The 18,871-nt window shown below is 62.4% G+C and carries 17 protein-coding genes and 1 riboswitch; of the genes, 13 read left to right on the top strand and 4 right to left on the bottom strand.

Annotated elements, in window-relative coordinates; genetic code table 11:
• Positions 1–168 precede the first annotated feature (168 nt).
• From V1280_RS46670 to V1280_RS46660, 3 genes are all read right to left on the bottom strand, one after another.
• Complete coding sequence (locus tag V1280_RS46670; protein ID WP_334538080.1) at positions 169–1,005, bottom strand: nitroreductase family protein; 837 nt, start codon at positions 1,003–1,005, stop codon at positions 169–171.
• Positions 1,006–1,192: 187 nt separating this feature from the next.
• Positions 1,193–1,298, bottom strand: a riboswitch (guanidine-I (ykkC/yxkD leader).
• Between the two features lie 40 nt (positions 1,299–1,338).
• Positions 1,339–1,485, bottom strand: a complete 147-nt coding sequence (locus V1280_RS46665) for a hypothetical protein (RefSeq protein ID WP_334538078.1) — start codon at positions 1,483–1,485, stop codon at positions 1,339–1,341.
• Positions 1,486–1,570: 85 nt separating this feature from the next.
• The gene (locus V1280_RS46660) at positions 1,571–2,050 is read right to left on the bottom strand and encodes a MarR family winged helix-turn-helix transcriptional regulator (RefSeq protein WP_334538076.1); all 480 of its coding nucleotides are present in this window, start codon (positions 2,048–2,050) and stop codon (positions 1,571–1,573) included.
• 163 nt (positions 2,051–2,213) lie between these two features.
• On the opposite strand from V1280_RS46660, the gene V1280_RS46655 reads away from it, so the two are divergent.
• The 10 genes from V1280_RS46655 (at position 2,214) to tnpC (ending at position 14,545) form a co-directional block, all read left to right on the top strand.
• Positions 2,214–3,491, top strand: coding sequence for an amidohydrolase/deacetylase family metallohydrolase (locus V1280_RS46655; RefSeq protein ID WP_334538075.1), 1,278 nt, complete (start codon positions 2,214–2,216; stop codon positions 3,489–3,491).
• Positions 3,492–3,522: 31 nt separating this feature from the next.
• Positions 3,523–5,910 (top strand): xanthine dehydrogenase family protein molybdopterin-binding subunit, encoded by a 2,388-nt coding sequence (locus V1280_RS46650; RefSeq protein WP_334538073.1) that lies wholly within the window; start codon positions 3,523–3,525, stop codon positions 5,908–5,910.
• Positions 5,907–6,743 carry an FAD binding domain-containing protein gene (locus V1280_RS46645; protein WP_334538071.1) on the top strand — a complete coding sequence of 279 codons (837 nt, stop codon included), beginning with the start codon at positions 5,907–5,909 and terminating at the stop codon, positions 6,741–6,743. The genes V1280_RS46650 and V1280_RS46645 overlap by 4 nt, the downstream gene beginning before the upstream one ends.
• Positions 6,740–7,945: a xanthine dehydrogenase family Fe-S subunit gene (locus V1280_RS46640; protein WP_442895213.1), complete on the top strand. Its 1,206-nt coding sequence runs from the start codon at positions 6,740–6,742 to the stop codon at positions 7,943–7,945. Before V1280_RS46645 ends, V1280_RS46640 begins: the two co-directional genes overlap by 4 nt.
• Positions 7,946–8,027: 82 nt before the next feature.
• A complete protein-coding gene (locus V1280_RS46635) occupies positions 8,028–9,443 on the top strand; it encodes a cytosine permease (protein WP_334538070.1) in 1,416 nt (471 codons plus the stop codon).
• 12 nt (positions 9,444–9,455) lie between these two features.
• Positions 9,456–10,328, top strand: a complete 873-nt coding sequence (locus tag V1280_RS46630) for an alpha/beta hydrolase (protein ID WP_334538068.1) — start codon at positions 9,456–9,458, stop codon at positions 10,326–10,328.
• A 65-nt stretch (positions 10,329–10,393) separates the two neighbouring features.
• Positions 10,394–12,004, top strand: coding sequence for an ABC transporter substrate-binding protein (locus V1280_RS46625; RefSeq protein WP_334538066.1), 1,611 nt, complete (start codon positions 10,394–10,396; stop codon positions 12,002–12,004).
• Between the two features lie 109 nt (positions 12,005–12,113).
• Positions 12,114–12,536 carry an IS66-like element accessory protein TnpA gene (gene tnpA / locus V1280_RS46620; protein ID WP_334518652.1) on the top strand — a complete coding sequence of 141 codons (423 nt, stop codon included), beginning with the start codon at positions 12,114–12,116 and terminating at the stop codon, positions 12,534–12,536.
• Complete coding sequence (gene tnpB / locus V1280_RS46615) at positions 12,533–12,886, top strand: IS66 family insertion sequence element accessory protein TnpB (RefSeq protein ID WP_027545641.1); 354 nt, start codon at positions 12,533–12,535, stop codon at positions 12,884–12,886. The genes tnpA and tnpB overlap by 4 nt, the downstream gene beginning before the upstream one ends.
• Positions 12,887–12,955: 69 nt before the next feature.
• Positions 12,956–14,545 (top strand): IS66 family transposase, encoded by a 1,590-nt coding sequence (gene tnpC / locus V1280_RS46610; RefSeq protein ID WP_334518647.1) that lies wholly within the window; start codon positions 12,956–12,958, stop codon positions 14,543–14,545.
• 596 nt (positions 14,546–15,141) lie between these two features.
• Here tnpC and V1280_RS46605 read toward each other — a convergent pair.
• Positions 15,142–16,044, bottom strand: a complete 903-nt coding sequence (locus V1280_RS46605; protein WP_334538064.1) for a LysR family transcriptional regulator — start codon at positions 16,042–16,044, stop codon at positions 15,142–15,144.
• 180 nt (positions 16,045–16,224) lie between these two features.
• Here V1280_RS46605 and V1280_RS46600 point away from each other — a divergent pair, with 180 nt between their 5' ends.
• Genes V1280_RS46600 through V1280_RS46590 form a run of 3 tightly spaced genes read left to right on the top strand, consistent with a single transcriptional unit; the run spans position 16,225 to position 18,871 of the window.
• Complete coding sequence (locus tag V1280_RS46600) at positions 16,225–16,662, top strand: cupin domain-containing protein (protein ID WP_334538062.1); 438 nt, start codon at positions 16,225–16,227, stop codon at positions 16,660–16,662.
• Complete coding sequence (locus tag V1280_RS46595; protein ID WP_334538060.1) at positions 16,659–17,489, top strand: cysteine hydrolase family protein; 831 nt, start codon at positions 16,659–16,661, stop codon at positions 17,487–17,489. The genes V1280_RS46600 and V1280_RS46595 overlap by 4 nt, the downstream gene beginning before the upstream one ends.
• Positions 17,486–18,871 carry an FAD-binding oxidoreductase gene (locus tag V1280_RS46590; protein WP_334538058.1) on the top strand — a complete coding sequence of 462 codons (1,386 nt, stop codon included), beginning with the start codon at positions 17,486–17,488 and terminating at the stop codon, positions 18,869–18,871. Before V1280_RS46595 ends, V1280_RS46590 begins: the two co-directional genes overlap by 4 nt.

The raw sequence follows: 18,871 nt of genomic DNA, 5'->3' as shown, positions 1-18,871 counted from the left end.
GCCAGCATCGGAACGACGAATTGGGCAGCGACGAGACCGAGCAATAACCTTCGCGAGAAGGTACGGGAAGCAGCCGATGATTTTGACATGATGATGCGACCTTTGCTGATGGATGACGAGCCGAGACAAAGAGAGCGACGTTACCGATTTTGCGAGAACCCAGTCCTTTCAATCGAAACTGAAACCGTGCGAACGCAGGTAAGGCGGGAAGGCAGCACCTTCGGCCTTGGCCGCCTGCCGCGCCTTGTCTTCCGACCAGCCATAGAAGGCGGCCTCGCCGAACTCGGCGTTGACGCGCTGCTGCTCCTTCGGGATCGCGTGAATCGCATCCCGCCGGCGGTCATAGTCGTCGACTGCGGCGGCCAGTGCCGTGTCGTCGTAGCTATCGCGATGGACGGTGGCTCGGCGCGGCAGCCGCAGGCTGAGAAAGCCATCGCCTTGCGGATAACCGAGGGAAAGTCCCGCCACCGGAAACACCAGATCGGGCAAGCCCAGCACCTCGGCGACGCTATCCGCCTCGTTGCGGATCACGCTGATGGGACAGACGCCAAGGCCTTCCGCCTCGGCGCAGAGGATCATGGTCTGCATCGCTAGCGCAGCGTCGACGCTGGCATTGAAGAAACCTTCAAGCGTTCCGTTGTTAACTGGCTTGCCCCGCATCTCGCCGATGCGCTGCAGCCGACGGGCGTCGCCGAGGAAGACAAAGAACACGGGGGCGTTGGCGATCCAGGGCATGGTCGGGAACAATTTCCCGATCGCATCACGTTTGCCGCGGTCGACGACCCGCAGGATCGAGGCTTGCTGGAAGTCCGACTTCGCCGACGCGCTGAGTGCCGCCGCAACCAGCACATCGAGCAGGCCCTCGTCCGGCATTCTGTCGCTGTATCGGCGCACGGTCTTGCGTGACAGGACACGGCGGATCCACTCGTTGTCGCCGGCGTCAGCGCCGCCGCAGGGCCCGTCATCGCCGAAACGGCGCGCAATGGCACTCTCGTAAGCCGCCATCAGCCTCGCCCTCCCGAAAAATCGCGCGAAGTCATGTCTGTGGATGCCACGATCGACATGGCGCAAGGCAGCCAAGTCGCCGGGTGAGGCGCGGGGGCGGATCGAGATCATGCATCGCCAACTCCATACAAGCTCACAAGTCTGGAATTGGCACGGACCCGAGCGAAGCCAATTCCTGGCAACTGAGGTCTCCCGGGATTTTATCCCGCCGTGTCCGCGCGGATTTCTCCCGCGACGGCGGCAGCTCTTGGACCAGCCACCTATTCAGGTGCGGAACCCTAGCCACCAACTCATTAAAGCCTATGCAGCAAATGATGTGCCAGTCGGCCCTTCTTACGCATGCGGCCTGATTTCACTGACGACCACGCGGGCGAAACCTGCGGAAATCGAAGCCCCGCGCTCGAAGATCGCTGCAGAGAACAGCATCACCGCGAGCCCACAGGCACGGATGGATTGCGAAGCACGCTTCGTATTCTTCATGCGTTCACCTCGGAGAAGCGAACGCAATTGCCTTTTGCAAGGCAGCGCTTGCACAGATTCTAGCCGAGCGGATGAGGATTGGCCGCTAATCGCTGGGGGTGCCGGCCGCAACGACCCGCTGCATCAGCTTGACGAGCCGCTTTTGCTCGGCCTTGCCGAGACTTGCCAGCGTGTCATGGTGCGCCGCACGGGCGGCCGCTTCCATCCTGGAGAGGAGCGCTGCACCCGCAGCCGTCAGCCGGCAGGCACGGGCACGGCGATCATCGGGACGCACGGCCCGTTCGATAAAGCGCCTTGCCTGCAAGCGCTTGAGCGCGCCCGTTGTGGTGGTCCGGTCGAGCGCGACATCGGCCGCCAGCGTCGTCTGGTCCGCCATTCCGCGCGCCGCCAACGCCGACAGCAAGCTGTACTGCAGCGGTGTGACGTCGAACTCCGCGCATCGTTCCTGGAACAGAGCAACATGGATCTGGTGCAGCCGCCGGATCAGGAACCCGGGCCGCTGTTCGAGCGGCCAGCTGTTCGAGCGCTTGTCGACGCCCTGCTTAGCCGTTGATTTTTTCGCCATTTCTCACAAACCAGTTCCTGCCCGCTCTGCACGAATTTTTTGCACGCTCTTTTCGCCCTCTATGGCACGAATGATGCTTGGTTTGCCAAGCTAAAAATACGAAGCATACGTCGTAATCGTTGAGACGATGGCCACCGGTCGATAGATCAGCAAGGAGCCGCCTATGTCGGTAAGCACGACTTTTGACCTGCTGTTGCGTGGGGGACGCGTCATCGACCCGGCATCGGGCATCGACGGACTGAAGGACGTCGCCGTCCGCGGCGGCAAGATCGCGGCAGTGCAGGCCGACATCCTGCCTACCAGCGCCAAGGAGGTCATCGACGTCTCGGGCAAGATCGTGCTGCCCGGCCTGATCGACACCCACGCCCATGTCTATCAATATGTCACCGGGCGGTTCGGCGTGAACGCCGACATGGTGGGTGTGCAATCCGGCGTCACGACCCTAGTCGATCAGGGCGGCCCGTCCTGCATGACCATGCCGGGCTTCCGCCATTTCGTTGCCGAAAAAGCGCTATCCCGAACCTACGCGTTCATGTCGGCCTATCTGGTCGGCGGCCTGGAGGGCCACTACTACCCCAATCTCTACAGCCCCGACTGCGTCGATATCGACGCCACAGTCAAGGCTGCGACCGCCAACCGCGACCTGGTCCGCGGCATCAAGGCCCACGCCGAAATCGGCGGTTTTGCGCGGTGGGGCATCCGCGTCATCGAGATGGCGGCCGAGATCGGCCGCCGGGCGGACCTTCCGGTCTATGTGCATTTCGGACAGCTATGGGGTCTGCCGGAAAGCGGCACCAATGGCGAAGACGTAGATACCATCCTCACCCGCGTGATCCCGTTGCTGAGGTCCGGCGATGTGCTGGCGCATCCGTTCACGCGCCATCCCGGCGGCTTCGTCAATCGCGAAGGCGAGGTGCATCCGGTGATTCAGGCGGCACTCGACCGCGGATTGCGCGTTGACGTCGGCCACGGTAGCCACTTCTCCTATCGGCTCGCACGCAAGGCCCTCGCCGCCGGCATCATCCCGACCACGCTCGGCGCCGATATCCACGGCTACAACACCCACGTCCCGGCTCCCGTGGGGACGCCCGATGAGCACGCCGACGATGAAAATCATCCGTTTGCGAGCCAGGCCAAATTCAGCCTGGTCCAGGCCATGAGCTCAATGATGGCGCTGGGCTTGACGCTTGAACAGGTGGTGCCGATGGTCACGTCACACCCGGCCGAAATGCTTGGCCTCTCCGGTGAAATCGGCGCACTCAGGCCCGGCATGGATGCCGACGTCACCGTTCTCTCGGAAAAGCCAGGCCGCTACATTCTGCGCGACAACGAGAAGAACGAAGTGATCGCCGACAGCCTGTTGCAGCCGGCATTCTGTCTCCGTGCAGGTATGCGCTACGAAGCAACGGCACCGATCCTTCCGCGCGCAGTTGCGGCCTGACCTGCGATGGGCTCAGGTCGAGACGGCTCATATGTCTGGCCTTGAAGCAAACAAGGCCCCGGACCACGCGACCGACCCCAGGCAGGGCGTCGGGGCGCGACTGCTACGCAAGGAAGACGATCGCCTGATGCGCGGGCGCGGCCAGTTCGTGGCCGACATCCGCCTCGCCGGCTTGCAGGACGTCGCATTCGTCCGCAGCCCGCTCGCCCATGCGCGGATCAAATCAATCTCCGTTCCCGACAAGTATCGCGAATTCGTATTCACGGCCGACGACCTTGTGGACGTCAAGCCGATCAGGGCGGTTTCCGGACTGCCCGGCTTCAAGATGTCAGAGCAGCCCGTCCTCGCCACCGGCAAGGTCCGCCACGTCGGCGAACTGGTTGCGATGTGCGTGGCACCGACGCGGGCCGAGGCTGAAGATATCGCCGCCGCGGTGATGCTCGACTTTGAGGAATTGCCGGCCATTCGCGACATGCTGCGGGCCCGCCAACCCGGCACCGCCCTGGTCCACGAGCACTGGGGCGACAACGTCTTTCTCGAAAGTGCCTTCGAGGTCGATATTGCCAGCGCCTTCGACGCGCCAATCAAGGTCAGCCGTGAAATCTCCACCGCACGGCAATGCATGTCACCGCTCGAAGGACGCGGAGTCGTCGCCAGTTTCGACCACCGGCTCGATCAGCTCACGCTGCATACCGGCGCTCAGATGCCGCACATCGTGCGCAACGGACTCTCCGATTGTCTCGGCATGGAGCAGGGCCAAATCCGGATCGTTTCACCGGATATCGGCGGCGGCTTCGGTCACAAGGGCATCCTACTGCCCGAGGAGGTCTGCCTCGCATGGTTGACCATGCGCCAGGGCTATCCCGTCCGCTGGATCGAAGATCGCCGCGAGCACCTGACAGCCAGCGCGAATTGCCGTGAACATCATTACAAGATCACGGTCTATGCCGACCGCGACGGAACGCTGCGCGGGATCGACTGCGAAGCCACGGTGGATTCCGGTGCTTACTCGTCTTACCCGTTTTCGGCCTGTCTCGAGGCCGCGCAGGTCGCGAGCATCCTGCCCGGTCCCTACAAGATGCCGGCCTATCGGTGCCGGACGTTTTCGGCTGCAACCAACAAATGCCCGATCCTGCCCTATCGCGGGGTGGCGCGCACCGGCGTCTGCTTTGCGCTCGAGATCATGCTGGACGCAGTGGCGGTCGAGGCCGGACTTGAGCCCGGCGACGTTCGACTGCGGAATCTGGTCGATCCGAACCAGATGCCGTTCGACAACATCACAAAAAAGCACTTCGATAGCGGCGATTATCCGCAAGCCATGCGCCGGGCACTGGCGATGATCGACGTCCCCGCTATCCGCGAACGTCAACGCAAGAAGGAGCCGGATGGCCGGCTGATCGGCACCGGCGTCTCGATCTATTGCGAGCAGGCGGCACACGGTACGTCAGTTTATGCCGGTTGGGGCATCCCGATGGTGCCCGGCCACGAGCAGGCCAATGCGCGGATGACGCCCGACGGCGGACTCGAACTCCGCGTCGGCGTGCATTCGCACGGACAGGGTCTGGAAACCACGTTGTCGCAGGTCGCGCACGAAATCCTCGGCATCGATACCGCAAAGATCCGCGTCGTGCACGGCGATACCGCGCTGACGCCCTATTCGACCGGCACCTGGGGGTCGCGCTCGATGGTGATGGCCGGCGGCGCCGTTGCGACCGCGTGCAATGAACTGGCCGAGCGGGCCAAGCGCATCGGCGCCAAATTGCTGCAGCTCGATCCGACCGCGGTGCGACTGCAGGATGGCCGTATCCATGGACCAAACAGCAGCATTGGCCTGGGTGAAATCGCCCACACCTGGTACCGTCGCCCGCAGGATCTGCCGGTCGACGTCGATCCGGGTGGCCTTGAAACGACCTGCGGCTACAAGCCAGCGCGCGACAGCGGTACGTTCAGTTATGCGGCGCATGCCGTGACGGTCGCGATCGACCCCGATCTCGGCGATGTCGAAATCCTGGACTATGTGATCGTCGAGGATGGCGGCGTGCTGGTCAATCCGATGATCGTCGACGGCCAGATCTTTGGCGGACTGGCGCAGGGCATCGGAACCGCGCTCTACGAAGAGATGCCGTTCGACAGCGCCGGCCAGCCGCTCGCGACCACCTTGGCCGACTATTTGCTGCCAGGACCGACAGAGGTGCCCGAGCCGCGCCTCGATCATATGGAGACACCCTCCCCCTACACCATGTTTGGAGTCAAAGGCATCGGCGAAGGCGGCGCGATCGCGCCGCCGGCCGCGATAGCCAATGCCGTGAACGATGCGTTGCGATCGCTCGGCGTCGAAGTCCTGCATTCGCCAATTTCCCCGCGTCGTCTGGTCGAAACCATTCTGGCGACACGCCAAGCCGAAAGGCCGGCAGCATGAAATCGGCATCCTTCACCTATGAACGCCCCGGCGATCTGAACGCCGCGCTTGCGCTGATGGCACAGACCGATCGCAACACCAAGATCATTGCCGGTGGCCAGTCGCTGGGTCCGATGCTCAATTTGCGGCTGGTCCAACCTGATCTTGTGATCGACATTTCGAACCTCGCCGAGCTCAAGCAGACGGCCTGCGCCGGCGGCGACCTCATGATCGGCGCCTGCGTCACGCATAGCGATATCGAGGACGGGCGGGTGCCGGACGTCACACGCGGCGCGATGCAGCGGATCGCGGCAGCCATTGCCTACCGGGCGGTCCGCAATCGTGGCACCATCGGCGGTTCGCTCAGCCATGCCGATCCCGCTGCCGATTGGGTGTCGGCGTTATCGGCACTCGGTGCCCAGGTCTCGCTGCGGAGCCTGTCCGGCACCCGGCAGCTGTCCGTGGAGAATTTCATCACGGGCGCGCTGCAATCTGCGCTACGGGCCGGCGAAATCATCGAGCTAGTGAGCATCCCCCGGCTGATGCGGTCAGCGCGCTTTGGCTATTTCAAGACCTGTCGGAAAACCGGCGAGTTTGCGCACGCCATCAGCGCCGTCGTGATCGATCCGGAGCAGGCGAGCGCACGTGCCGTGATCGGCGCGATCGACGCCGCACCGATCGTGCTTGCCGATGCAGCCGCATTGTTCGGCGGCCGCGTCACCACCGATTTCGAGCGCCAGTTCGATGCTGGAGCAGCCGATACAATCCTCGCGAAGGCAGGCGTTTCGCACCCTGCCGCACGGCATATTCACGTGGCGGCCTTGCGTCGCGCCATCAGCGAGGCAGCGGTTTGACGATGATCGCCCTCACCGTAAACACCCGCGATATCAGTGCCGACGTGGAGCCACGCACCCATCTGGCGGACTTCCTGCGCGACAAGCTCAACCTAACTGGAACGCATCTGGGATGTGAGCATGGCGTCTGCGGTGCCTGCACCCTCCTGCTGGACGATGCACCTGCACGCTCCTGCATTACCTATGCGGTCGCGTGCCACGGCGCGCGGGTGACGACCATCGAAGGTCTCGACGATGACGAGATCACGACCGAACTCCGTGCCGCCTTTGCTCGCGAGCATGCCCTGCAATGCGGTTACTGCACTCCCGGCATGCTGGTGTCCGCGCGCGATCTCGTGTTGCGGATGCCGTCGGCCGACGAGCGAGATATCCGAGTTGGCATGAGCGGAAATCTCTGCCGCTGCACGGGCTATGTCGGCATCGTCCGCGCCATTCGATCGGTGATTGAAGCACGGCGCCAGCGAGGCGTGGCGTCGATCGTCGGCGCCGGCCGCACTTTGCTTGGCCCGGTCGGGTCGGGCCACGGCAACATGTCCGACTCGAGGGCACGGGTTGCGGCGAAAACGACGGTTGGCCAACCGCCGGCCACGAGTGATTCCGCGATATCCATCGAGGATTTCTCCCCGGAGCACGTCTTCGAGCAGAGCTTCGTCGTGCTCCATCGTCCTGCCGATGTGTTTGACTTCTTCGGCAATATCCCAGCGGTTGCGGCGTGCTTACCTGGCGCATCGCTGTCCGGGGTCTCGACGCCAGAGCGAACCGAAGGGACGATGCAGGTCAGGCTCGGGCCCATCGCGGCACGCTTCAAAGGCGCGATTCGCGTCGAACGTGATCCCGCGATTTTGTCGGGACGGATCGTTGGAGTCGGGACGGACCAACGCAGCCGGTCGTTTACCCGCAGCGAAATCCGCTATCGCCTCGTACCGGACGAGCAAGGCGGCGGAACGCGGGTGTTGCTATCGATCGGCTACAGCCTTCGCGGCATGTTGGCGCAATTCGCCCGACCTGGACTGGTCAGCAATCTCACCGCGGCAATCACCGCCGACTTCGCGCGCAATGCCGACCGCGCGCTATCCGGCCTGCCGTCGGACGGCGGCGCTTGTGACAACGCCTCTCTGAATTTTGTCGCTCTGCTGGGTAACTCGATGCGGCACAAGTTGCGACGATTTTTCCGCGGCAGACGACGGGGCGAGAACGAGTAAGAAACCGTCAATGGTACGGTTTGTGCATCGATAAGGTGGGATCTTGAAGACGAAGTAGCTGCTTCATTCGTGGGGGGAAGTCATGACGAGTTCTGAACTGCGCGCTGACGACCACAATATCGAGCTTATTCCGGACGCTGACCGCGACTCGACCGGGCCGCAGCAGATGTGGATCTGGGCGGGCGCCAACATCGCGCCGGTGAACTGGGCGCTAGGCGCGCTCGGCATCATCCTCAAGCTTGGTTTGTGGGAGACCATCGCAGTTATCGTGCTCGGCAATCTGGTCGGATGCGCGATCTTCGGCGCGTTCACGGTGATGGGACACAAGACCGGCGTAAACCAGATGGTCCTCAGCCGCTCTGCGTTCGGTGTCCGCGGCGCCTATCTGCCGAGCATCCTGATGTTCCTGATGACGCTGTGCTGGATCGGCGTGAACACCTATTTTCCGGTCAAGATCGCCGTCGCCATTCTCGGCCAGTTCGGTATTCCCGACACCTGGTTGGTCGAAATCGTCATCATCACACTGGTAATGGCGCTGCAGGTCGGAATCGGCGTGTACGGCTTCTATGCGATCCGGACCTTCGAGAAATACACCGTGCCGGTCACGATTGTGATCATGGTGTTGATGAGCGTTCTCGCCTGGACGCGTCCAGGCGTCGTCAATTGGGGCCTCACAAGTTCGCTGCCCCCGGGTGCACATCTGGCGATGATCACGCTGTTGATGACGGCGATCGGTGTGGGCTGGGGCATCTCCTGGGTGACCTGGGCGTCGGACTATTCGCGTTTCGTGCCGCGCAGCGTCTCGTCGAAATCCGTGTTCTGGTACAGCTATATCGGGATGTTCGTCCCGACCGTCTGGCTGGCCATCCTCGGCGCGACCATCGCCAGCACGACGCTCGACACCGATCCAGCCAAAATGGTCAGCGCGGTGTTCGGTGGAACCACCAGCATCCTTGTGCTGCTGCTGGTGCTGCACGGGCCGATCGCTTCCAATATTCTCAACGTTTACTCAGCAGCGCTCGCAGCGCTGAGCGCGGGCCTCAAGTTCTCGCGACTTGGCCTGGCGACAATCGTCGGCGTCGCCGGCTATCTGACGACACTGTACTTCATATTCGCTCCGTCGTTTGCCAAGGCGTTCGACAACTGGATGATCAGCCTTCTGCTTTGGATGAGCCCCTGGGCAGGCGTCGTGCTGGCCGACTTCTTCATCAAGCGAAAGGGCAAGATTGAGGTCGCGGAATTGTATAAGGGCGCGGAGACGAGCGTCTATGGCGATATCAACTGGGGTGCCATGATTGCATTCTTCCTGGGTCTTGCCGCCGGATGGTCGGTGGAGGACGGCCTCGTCGGTCCTTTGCAGGGCCCGATATCGCTCGGACTCCTCGGTGGCGCGGACCTGAGCTGGCTGTTCGGGATCGTCATATCTGGCAGCGTATATCTCATTCTCTCAAAACGCGTCACGGCGCCTGTCGCCATGGCGACTGGCACAGGCCGCTGACAGGATAACGACTTGGAGCAATCAGAAATTCCACGCACCGCCCTCCCCGAGGACCCACGGCAACGTTGGTCCTCGCTCGACCAGGCAGCCCGCGACGCGGCATATGACAACAACGCCGCCGTCGCGGTCAGCCAGCGCTGGATCGAACAGCGCAGTGGTGACTCCGCGAACTACCGGAAAACACACGACACAAAGCTCGATCTGCCTTACGCGGACGTTTCGGAGCGAACGGCGTTCGATCTTTATCCATCCGCTGAACCCACCGCGCCATGTCTGATCTTCCTTCATGGCGGCTACTGGCAACGCAACTCCCGCGAGGCGTTTGCTTGCGTCGCGGAAGGCCTCGGCGCCGCGGGATGGTCGGTTGCGATCCCCGGCTACTCGCTGGCCCCGCAGGCAAGCCTCAGTGAGATCATCGCGGAGATCGGCCTCGCGATCGATTGGCTCTCGGCACATGGCGCCGAGCACGGAATCAGCGGCCCTCTTATCCTCGCGGGATGGTCGGCCGGTGCGCAACTGGCGGCATTTCATCTCAACCACCCCGGGGTTGCGGCCGGGCTTGCCGTATCGGGCGTCTATAAATTGGCACCAATCCGCGACACAGGTCTGAACAAGGCGCTCCAGCTCAGCCATACGGAAATCGAGGCCCTGTCACCGTTGCGTCTTGAACCGGCGCGTAAGCCGCTCACAATTGCGTACGGCAGCAACGAACTGCCATCCCTCATTCATGACTCGCTCGCGCTGTTCGCCAAACGCAAAGCCGCCTGCGCTCCGGCATCGCTTCTCCCTGTTGCAGGTGCGGATCACTTCTCGATTCTGGGCGAGCTCTCGAAACCGGATGGCGCGCTGACCAAGGCCGCTATCGATTTGCTTTCCAGCCTTTAGGGATCGTTAACGGACCGCCCACGCCGGTCGCGACCATCCTAAAATCGACGAACGGAGTTGTGCAAATGAACAGGCGGGAATTCTTGCAATCAACGGCCGTAACCGGCTTCGCAACGCTAGTGGACGCTCCGGAGGTTCGCGCGCAATCCAGGCAGGATAGCCTCCTCGTCATCTCCGAGGGCGGTCCGAACACTCTTGACGTCCAAGGGGTCGGCGCCAACCGCCCCGCATACGAAGTTTCCTGGAATTGCTACGACCGTTTGGTCAGCTACGGGATCAAGACTCTGGCTGATGGCTCCCGGTCCTATGACCAGAAGACGATCGCACCAGAGCTGGCCGAGCGATGGGAGGTCGATGCGAAAGGCGTCACTTTCCACCTGCGCCGCAACGCGACCTTCCACGACGGCACGCCGGTCAAGGCCGCGGACGTGAAGTGGTCCTTTGATCGGGCCGTATCGGTCGGTGGATTTCCAACCAGCCAGATGGCGGCAGGCAGCCTGCTCAAGCCCGAGCAGTTCGAGGCGATCGGGGATAATGCGTTTCGGGTGAATTTCGTCCGGCCGGACGCCCTGACGCTGCCGGACATCGCCGTCGTGGTTCCCGCGATCTACAATTCGGAGCTGGTAAAGAAGAACGGCACCGACAAGGATCCGTGGGGCCTCGAGTTTACCAAGACGAATACTGCCGGCAGCGGTGCCTTCAAGGTCGAGAAATGGACCCCCGGCACGGAGGTTATCTACACACGCAACGACGATTGGAAATCCGGACCGCTTCCAAAACTGAAGCGCGTGATCTGGCGGCAGGTACCGTCGGCTGGCAACCGAAGGGCTTTGATCGAGCGCGGCGACGTCGATATTTCTTTCGATCTGCCGACCAAGGATTTCGCCGAGTTGAAAGCAAAAGACAGCGTCGCCGTCACATCGACGCCGATATCGAACGGAATGTGGTGCATCGAACTCAACGTAACAAAACCGCCATTCGACAATGTGAAGGTTCGTCAGGCTGTCGCCTATGCTGTGCCGTACCAGAAGATCATGGATGCCGTGCTGTTCGGCGAGGCCAAGCCGCTGTACGGGGCGGCGTCCAACACACCGACCGACTCGGCCTGGCCGAGCCCGACCAGCTACAAGACGGACATGGCGAGGGCAAAAGCGCTGCTGTCGGAGGCTGGAATGGCCGACGGCTTTGAGACGACGATCTCGCTCGACGCAGGTCAAGGCACGCTCAGCGAACCGATCGCGCTTCTCGTGCAGGAAAGTCTCGCAGCATTGAACATCAAGACGACAATCGACAAGATTCCGGGATCGAACTGGCGCGGCGAGATGCTGAAGAAGACTATGCCGCTCATGATCAATTTCTTCTCGGGCTGGCTCGACTATCCCGAGTATTTCTTCTTTTTCACCTACCACGGTCAAAATGCCGTCTTCAACACCATGGGCTACCGCAACCCGGACCTCGACCAACTCATCGAAGCGGCGCGAGGGCAGGCGGCAAGCGGAGATCAATCAGCCTATCAAGCGACCGTCGCTAGGATGATCACGCTTGGTTATGACCAGGCACCGCGGATACCGCTGTTTCAGCCGTTTCTGAGTGTCGCCTCGCAGAAGAGCATTGAGGGGTATGTCTACTGGTTTCACCGTCAGCTCGACTACCGCTCTCTGACGAAAATGGCATGATACCAAAAGGGCGCTGGGCAACGTTCAAACGTAAGCGCTTAGCCGGAACCCTTGCTTCGGGATCGGGATAGCTGTGCGAAGAAGCCTCCGGCTTGGACGGAGGTTTGGGATGGGATTGGACAGCAAAAAGGACGTCCATTTGGACGGCTCATCGGCGGGGGCGGTGAGCCGGCTGGAGGTTCTTGAAGGGCCATCGGGGCGCCGCGTGCGTTCGGAAGCTGAGAGAGCCCGGATCGTCGCCGAGAGTCTGCTACCCGGCGCCCAGGTGTCCGAGGTGGCGCGCAAGCACGGAGCGACGCGCTGGCAGATTTACGATTGGCGACGACGCTTTCGACAGCGAGGCATGTTGGCGCCGTGCGAGGTATCGCAGTCGACATTCGCACCGCTGGTCGTGGAAAGCGCGTTGAAGGAGCGTCACGTTCCGGCGATCAAGCTTGAGATCTCGATCGGTGATGTCGTGCTGCGGACGGACACAGCCATAGATGGCGAGCAGCTGTCCCGGGTGATCCGCGCAGTGCGAGCGTCACGATGATCGCGGCCGGTGCCGATCTGAAGATTTACATCGCGACGCGGCCGATCGACTTCCGCTGTGGCCACGATGGGCTTGCGGCGAAGGTGCAGGAGATGCTTCGTCTCGACCCGTTCAGCGGCGCAGCCTTCGTGTTCCGATCGAAACGAGCGGACCGGATCAAGATTTTGGTCTGGGATCGAACGGGCCTGGTGTTAGTGCACAAGCGTCTCGAAGGTTGCAGGTTCGTTTGGCCAACGATTGCAGACGGCGTGATGCGCATATCGCCGGCGATGTTCGCAGCCCTGTTCGAGGGGCTGGATTGGAGGTTGGTCCGCCCGGAAGAAGCGCGACGTCCCCAGGCGGCTGGATAGCTGCGGCAGAATGACTCGGCAGCTATTTTGAATGTGGCACGTGCGGCGGCGATGTGCTCGAAATAGCGCATGAGCATCGCGGCGCTGCGCGACGAAAATGAACAACTCAAAGCGCTTTTGGCGCAAACGCAGGCGGCGTTGAGCGAGCATCAGGGGGCGCTGGCGGCGTCGGAGGAAGCGCGGCGTCGGCTGGAGGTCATCCTCGGCGAATTGCGACGCGAGAAGTTCGGCGCGAAGTCCGAGAAGCTGCGGCCAGATCAGTATCACTTACCGCTGGAAGACGTAGAGATCGCGCAAGGCATCCTGGACGCCGCGCAGGAGAGAGCCGAGGCTGTGATCAAGGGCCGATCGCGGAGCGTGCCGGATCAAGGTTCTCATCGCAATCGCGGCTGCTTGCCTGCCCATTTGCCGCGGGTGGAACGGATCATCGAGCCTGCGAGCACGCTCTGTCCGTGCGGTTGCGGCGCCATGACGAAGATCGGCGAGGACGTCAGCAAACGCCTCGACGTGATCCCGGCGCAATGGCGGGTGTTGGTCACGCGCCGCCCGAAATACATCTGTCGCCGCTGCTCGGGCCCTGTCGTGCAGGCGCACGCACCGGAGCACGTCGTGCCCAGCGGGCTGCCGACCGAAGCGGCCATTGCGCACGTGATCGTCTCCAAGTTTGGCGACCATACGCCGTTTTACCGTCAGGCCGAGATCTATGCGCGCCAGGGGATCCGGCTTGATCGGGCAACACTGGGCAACTGGTCCGGCCGCGCCTGCTTCCATCTTCAGCCCATCGCGGACCACATGCGCCGCCGCCTGGCCATGGCGGATCGTCTGTTCATGGACGAAACCACGGCGCCGGTGCTCGATCCCGGGCGAGGCCAAACGAAGAAGGGCTACTTCTGGGCGATCGTCTCCGACGACCGCGGCCACAGCGGCCCAAGTCCGCCGATCGTGCTGTTCCGATATGCCCCCGGTCGCAGCGGTGCCTTCGCGGAGCAGTTCCTGGACGGCTTTGGCGGACGCTTCCTGCAATGCGATGCCTATGACGGTTATGACCGGCTGACCGAAGTCGCTCGACCGCAAGGGCCATGGACGCTCGTGCATTGCTGGAGCCATTTGCGCCGGCGCTTCGTTAAATTGGCCCGTAACAGCAAATCGCCGATCGCCGAGGCCGCCGTTCGGCACATCGCGCAGCTTTACGCCATTGAAGCCATGGTACGCGGTGCATCGCCGGACACGCGGCTGGCCGCCCGCAAGGAGCATTCGTCGCCCCTCATCGCTGCTTTAAAGCCGTGGTTTGAGAAACAGCTTTCTATGATCTCCAGCGGTTCGACGCTCGCCGAGGACATCCGCTACGCGCTCAATCACTGGCAAGGGCTGACCCGCTTCCTCGAAGACGGGCGCCTCGAGCTCGACACGAACCCTGTCGAGAACGCCATCCGGCCAGTCTGCCTGACCAGAAAAAATGCGCTCTTCGCGGGCCATGAAATTGGGGCTGAAAATTGGGCCTTGCTGGCGTCGATCGTTGCCACCTGCAAGCTCAACGACGTCAACCCGGCTGCCTACATCGCCGAAACACTCGAGGCGATCATCGACGGCCATCCCCATAGCAGAATCGAAGACCTCATGCCGTGGCGATTCCGCAAAACGTCAAGCCTGCCTCAATAGGGTCCCGGCTGAGCGCTTACGTTCAAACCTAGTGGTCCACCGCCGATCAGGAAGCTTGTCGAGGTGGCGGTCCTGAAGCTCGAAGCGAGAACAAGACTGTAAACTGTGGTGCAAATGGCGTTCGTTTCACAAGCCAAGCTCGCGAAGCTCCTCCTAAAGAAAAGCCGATGGCGCTTCCCCATCGCTCCGACCACGCTCGCCAGTTTGACGTACCGTTGAGCAGATCCGCCCAAATCGAGAGCCACTACGTTGGCTCTTTGGCCATCATAGGATTTTTTTAGACCTCCCGGTGCACACGTCGTGCACACGCCGCCCTCTAACCATTTGAAAAACTTAAACTCTCGCTCCAATCCATCATGGGCAAGTTTGGGCTAGCTCTGGCAAATCAAGTCCAATCTGCTACGGGTGAGCGCCAACACGCTGCGGCTCTGCACCGTACTGGATGAGCCCTCGACTGATCGGAAAGCCCGCACACCACTGCAGGGGATTGGAGTCAGAAGTCCGCTGCATCATGACACCGTTGAAAGCATGCAGATCGTCGAGCACGAAGCGGCTGCGACCCGCCTGGCATTGACCGCGGGTGACGCCCCGGTCGCTCACGCCGCGGCCTCACGCATCATCGCCTTCAGCATCTCCGCGAGCACGCTGGCGATCGCGCTCGTCCCGCGCTCGTGGCCGATCAGCATGAGCGTCTGCGTCTCGTGCGCCAACTCGCGCACCGGCACATAGACGAGACGGCCGACGCGGCGCTCGAACTCGATGTCGAACGGCGTAAGAAAGGTAATGCCATTATCAAGAATGGCAGCGTGGCGCATGATCTCGATGGCGTTGGTTTCGATGATCGGCAGCGGTTCCAGCGAAGCTTTCGCAAATGCCGAATCGAGGTACGGCCGAATCGCGGTCGACCCGTCGGCGATCACCAGCGGATAGTCGACGCAGTCGCTAAGCCGGATCTGGTTACGCTTGGCGAGCGGGTGGCTCGGCGCCATCACCGCGCCGAGCTTGCCGGCAGCGCGGGCCAGCACCTTCAGATGACTGCCGCGGGTGAAATCGAAGCCGATGCCGAGGTCGGCCTCGCCGCTGCCGACCGCGGATTGAATGTCCTCGCCCGTGGTCAGCAGCGTCAGGCAGAGCCGCACCCGGGGATTGGAGACGCGAAACTGCTTGACGGTGCCCGGCACGAGGTTCGAGGCGAGACCGCTCATCATCGCCACCGTGATCTCGCCCCGGCGCAAACCTTTCAGTTCCTCGATCTTGCCCTGGGCGCGGGTCAGCTCCTTGAGAGTCTGGCGAATGTGGCCGACCAGCACCTCACCCGCCGCAGTCAGGATCAGCTTGCGCGGCAGCCGTTGGAAAATCGGCGTGCCGAGCTCGGTCTCAAGCGCAAGAATCTGGCGACTGATGGCGGAGGCCGCAACGTTAAGATGGCTCGCAGCCTTGCGGATCGATCCGGTTCGCGCCACCTCGTCCACATAGGTCAACAGGCGGCTATGCAGCATCACTTTGCTCCTGCTCGAAAAAACGCATCGCCCCGGAGCATGCTGTCACGTTGCCTAAAAGGCAACAATGTTTGCGAAATAAAGCGCTTTTATGCAAGCCATGCGGCGTGCTGAATCCATCGTGGCTCGTCGCGCGCACGCCCCGCACCGTCGGACCGACCGCAATCAGGAGTTTCCTTCATGGCGTTCAGCGTCGAAAACCTCGCTCGGTCCAAGGCCTTCCGCATCTCGCCGACGGACACCAACTATTTCGTGATGCTGTTCGATCATGAGAGCGACCGGATCGACAACATCTTCGTCATCGAGATCTTCCGGCCGGGCGGCGCGACGCCGCCCAACGAGCATGCGGCCGCGCACGAATTCTTCCATGTGCTGCACGGCGAAGGCGTCGCACGCTGCGACGGCAAGACACTGCCGATCAGAAAGGGCGACTCGCTGCTGCTGCATCCGGGCTCCGAGCACGTGATCGAGAACACCGGGGCCGGCAAGCTGTATTGCCTGACGGTGATGACGCCGAACGAAGGCTTTGCCGAATTGATCCGCGGCGGCGAACCGGTCGAGGTGGAGGCCGACGATATCGCTGTGCTGCAGGGGCGCGACGTCGCGGTTCCGCGATGACCGACATCCGCCTTCAACCGGTCGACGATCTCACGCCACTCGGCGCCAGCCCGCGTAACCGCTGGTCGGTCTCGGCGACCCAGGCAAACCTTGTCCGGCCGCCGGTCGTGCCGCAGCCGGTGACGATCGATGCCGGCGCCAAGCTCGTGACGTTCGATCTCGCGCGCACCGCCATCATCGTCATCGATATGCAGAACGACTTCTGCCATCCGGACGGCTGGCTCGGCCATATCGGTGTCGACGTGACGCCGGCACGGGCGCCGATCGCGCCGCTGCAACGGCTGTTGCCGATGCTGCGCGGTCTCGACGTGCCGGTGATCTGGCTCAATTGGGGTAACCGGCCCGATCGGCTCAACCTCAGCCCAGCGTTGCTGCATGTCTACAAGCCGTCCGGCACGGGCGTCGGCCTGGGTGACCGGCTGCCGGGCTCCGGCGCGCCGGTGTTGGAACGCGGCAGCTGGTCGGCTTCGATTGTCGAGGAGCTGACCGTCGAGTCCACCGACATTCATGTCGCCAAGTATCGCATGTCAGGGTTCCAGGACACCGAGCTCGATAGCATCCTGCGCAACCTCAATGTCACGACCCTCTTGTTCGCCGGAGTCAATGCCGACCAGTGCGTGCTCTGCACGCTGCAAGATGCCAACTTCCATGGCTACGACTGCATGCTGCTGCGCGACTGCGCAGCCACCACCTCACCGGACTACTGCATGGCTGCGACCGTCTATAACGTGAACCAATGCTTCGGCTTCGTGCTGGAGTCTTCCTCCGTCCTTGCTGCCGCCCTCGCCGGTCGCGGGCCGCAATCGCCGAGGTCAAGCACGCCATGAACGATCTCGCCCCCTTTGACGTCGCATCCAACCGGCATCCGTCGACGGACAAACTCACATCGCTGCTCGCCGATCTCGGCGATATCCCGGTCGTGACTGATCCTACCATCGTGCGCCGGCGCTCGCGCGATTTCTTCTGGTACAGCCCGGTCCTCAACGACCAGCTCAACGGCAAGTCGGCGGATCTGATCGTCACGCCACGCGACGAGGCCGATATCATACGCGTTGCCGCGGTCTGCGCGCTTCATCGCGTGCCGCTGACAGTGCGGGCCGGTGGCACCGGCAATTATGGCCAGGCTGTACCGCTCGCCGGCGGCGTACTGCTCGACATCACCGCACTTGACACGATCGAATGGATCAGACCCGGGCAGATCCGTGTCGGCGCCGGCGCCAAAATGAATGCGATCGACGCCGCGACACAGCCTTCGGGCTATGAGCTGCGGATGCATCCCTCTACCAAGCGCACCGCGACCATTGGCGGCTTCGTCGCCGGCGGATCCGGCGGCATCGGCTCGATCAATTATGGCGGCTTGCGCGAACGCGGCAACATCCTCGCCGCGCGCGTCGTCACCATGGAGCCGGAGCCTCGCATTATCGAGCTACGCGGCGACGCGGCGCAGAAGATCAACCGTGCCTACGGCACCACGGGCATCATCACCGCGCTCGAGATGCCGCTGGCGCCGGCATGGCCATGGATCGACGTGGTGGTCGCTTTCGACGATTTCATGGCCGCGGTCGAATTCGGCCACGCGGCGGCGCTTGCCGATGGCATCGTCAAGAAGCTGCTGGCGCCTATTACATGGCCGCTGCCGTCCTATTTCGGTGCGCTGAAATCCTGCTGTCCCGAGGGCAAAAGCATCCTGATCGCGATGATTGCTGAGCCCTCGCTGGAAAGCTTCAGGAATCTCCTCGGCGGCCGCGGCACCATCACCCTGGAGATGCCGACCGACGACGGCCCCAGCAAGGTGCCACTGTACGAATACACCTGGAATCATACCACCCTGCAGGTGCTCAAGAGCGATCGCACCGTGACCTATCTGCAATGCCTGTACCCCCATGACCGGCTGCTCCAGAAGGTTGAGGAGATGCGCACGATGTTTCCGGACGAGGTGTTGCAGCACCTCGAATTCATCCGTTTCAACGGCCAGCTGACCTGTAGCGGACTGCCGGTGGTGCGGTATAGCGACGCGGAGCGGCTGAACGAGATCATCCGCCTGCACGAGGCGCACGAGGTCCATATCGCCAATCCGCACGTGTACACGGTCGAGGACGGCAGCCGCTACAAGCGCGTCGATGTCGATCAGCTCGGCTTCAAGCATGAGGTCGATCCCTACGGCCTGCTCAATCCAGGCAAGATGCGCAGCTTCGTGGCGGAGCGGTGA

This window comes from Bradyrhizobium sp. AZCC 2230 (assembly GCF_036924495.1).
GTDB classification, from domain to species: domain Bacteria; phylum Pseudomonadota; class Alphaproteobacteria; order Rhizobiales; family Xanthobacteraceae; genus Bradyrhizobium; species Bradyrhizobium rifense.
This window is presented reverse-complemented; position numbering and strand designations above follow the sequence as displayed.

Coding starts and splice junctions, on each gene's coding strand:
- V1280_RS46660 (WP_334538076.1), bottom strand. CDS start 2,050: ATGGCGAAAAAATCAACGGCTAAGCAGGGCGTCGACAAGCGCTCGAAC.
- V1280_RS46605 (WP_334538064.1), bottom strand. CDS start 16,044: ATGCTGCATAGCCGCCTGTTGACCTATGTGGACGAGGTGGCGCGAACC.
- V1280_RS46650 (WP_334538073.1), top strand. CDS start 3,523: ATGTCTGGCCTTGAAGCAAACAAGGCCCCGGACCACGCGACCGACCCC.
- V1280_RS46645 (WP_334538071.1), top strand. CDS start 5,907: ATGAAATCGGCATCCTTCACCTATGAACGCCCCGGCGATCTGAACGCC.
- V1280_RS46655 (WP_334538075.1), top strand. CDS start 2,214: ATGTCGGTAAGCACGACTTTTGACCTGCTGTTGCGTGGGGGACGCGTC.
- tnpA (WP_334518652.1), top strand. CDS start 12,114: ATGGGATTGGACAGCAAAAAGGACGTCCATTTGGACGGCTCATCGGCG.
- tnpC (WP_334518647.1), top strand. CDS start 12,956: ATGAGCATCGCGGCGCTGCGCGACGAAAATGAACAACTCAAAGCGCTT.
- V1280_RS46600 (WP_334538062.1), top strand. CDS start 16,225: ATGGCGTTCAGCGTCGAAAACCTCGCTCGGTCCAAGGCCTTCCGCATC.
- V1280_RS46590 (WP_334538058.1), top strand. CDS start 17,486: ATGAACGATCTCGCCCCCTTTGACGTCGCATCCAACCGGCATCCGTCG.
- V1280_RS46670 (WP_334538080.1), bottom strand. CDS start 1,005: ATGGCGGCTTACGAGAGTGCCATTGCGCGCCGTTTCGGCGATGACGGG.
- V1280_RS46635 (WP_334538070.1), top strand. CDS start 8,028: ATGACGAGTTCTGAACTGCGCGCTGACGACCACAATATCGAGCTTATT.
- tnpB (WP_027545641.1), top strand. CDS start 12,533: ATGATCGCGGCCGGTGCCGATCTGAAGATTTACATCGCGACGCGGCCG.
- V1280_RS46595 (WP_334538060.1), top strand. CDS start 16,659: ATGACCGACATCCGCCTTCAACCGGTCGACGATCTCACGCCACTCGGC.
- V1280_RS46625 (WP_334538066.1), top strand. CDS start 10,394: ATGAACAGGCGGGAATTCTTGCAATCAACGGCCGTAACCGGCTTCGCA.
- V1280_RS46665 (WP_334538078.1), bottom strand. CDS start 1,485: ATGAAGAATACGAAGCGTGCTTCGCAATCCATCCGTGCCTGTGGGCTC.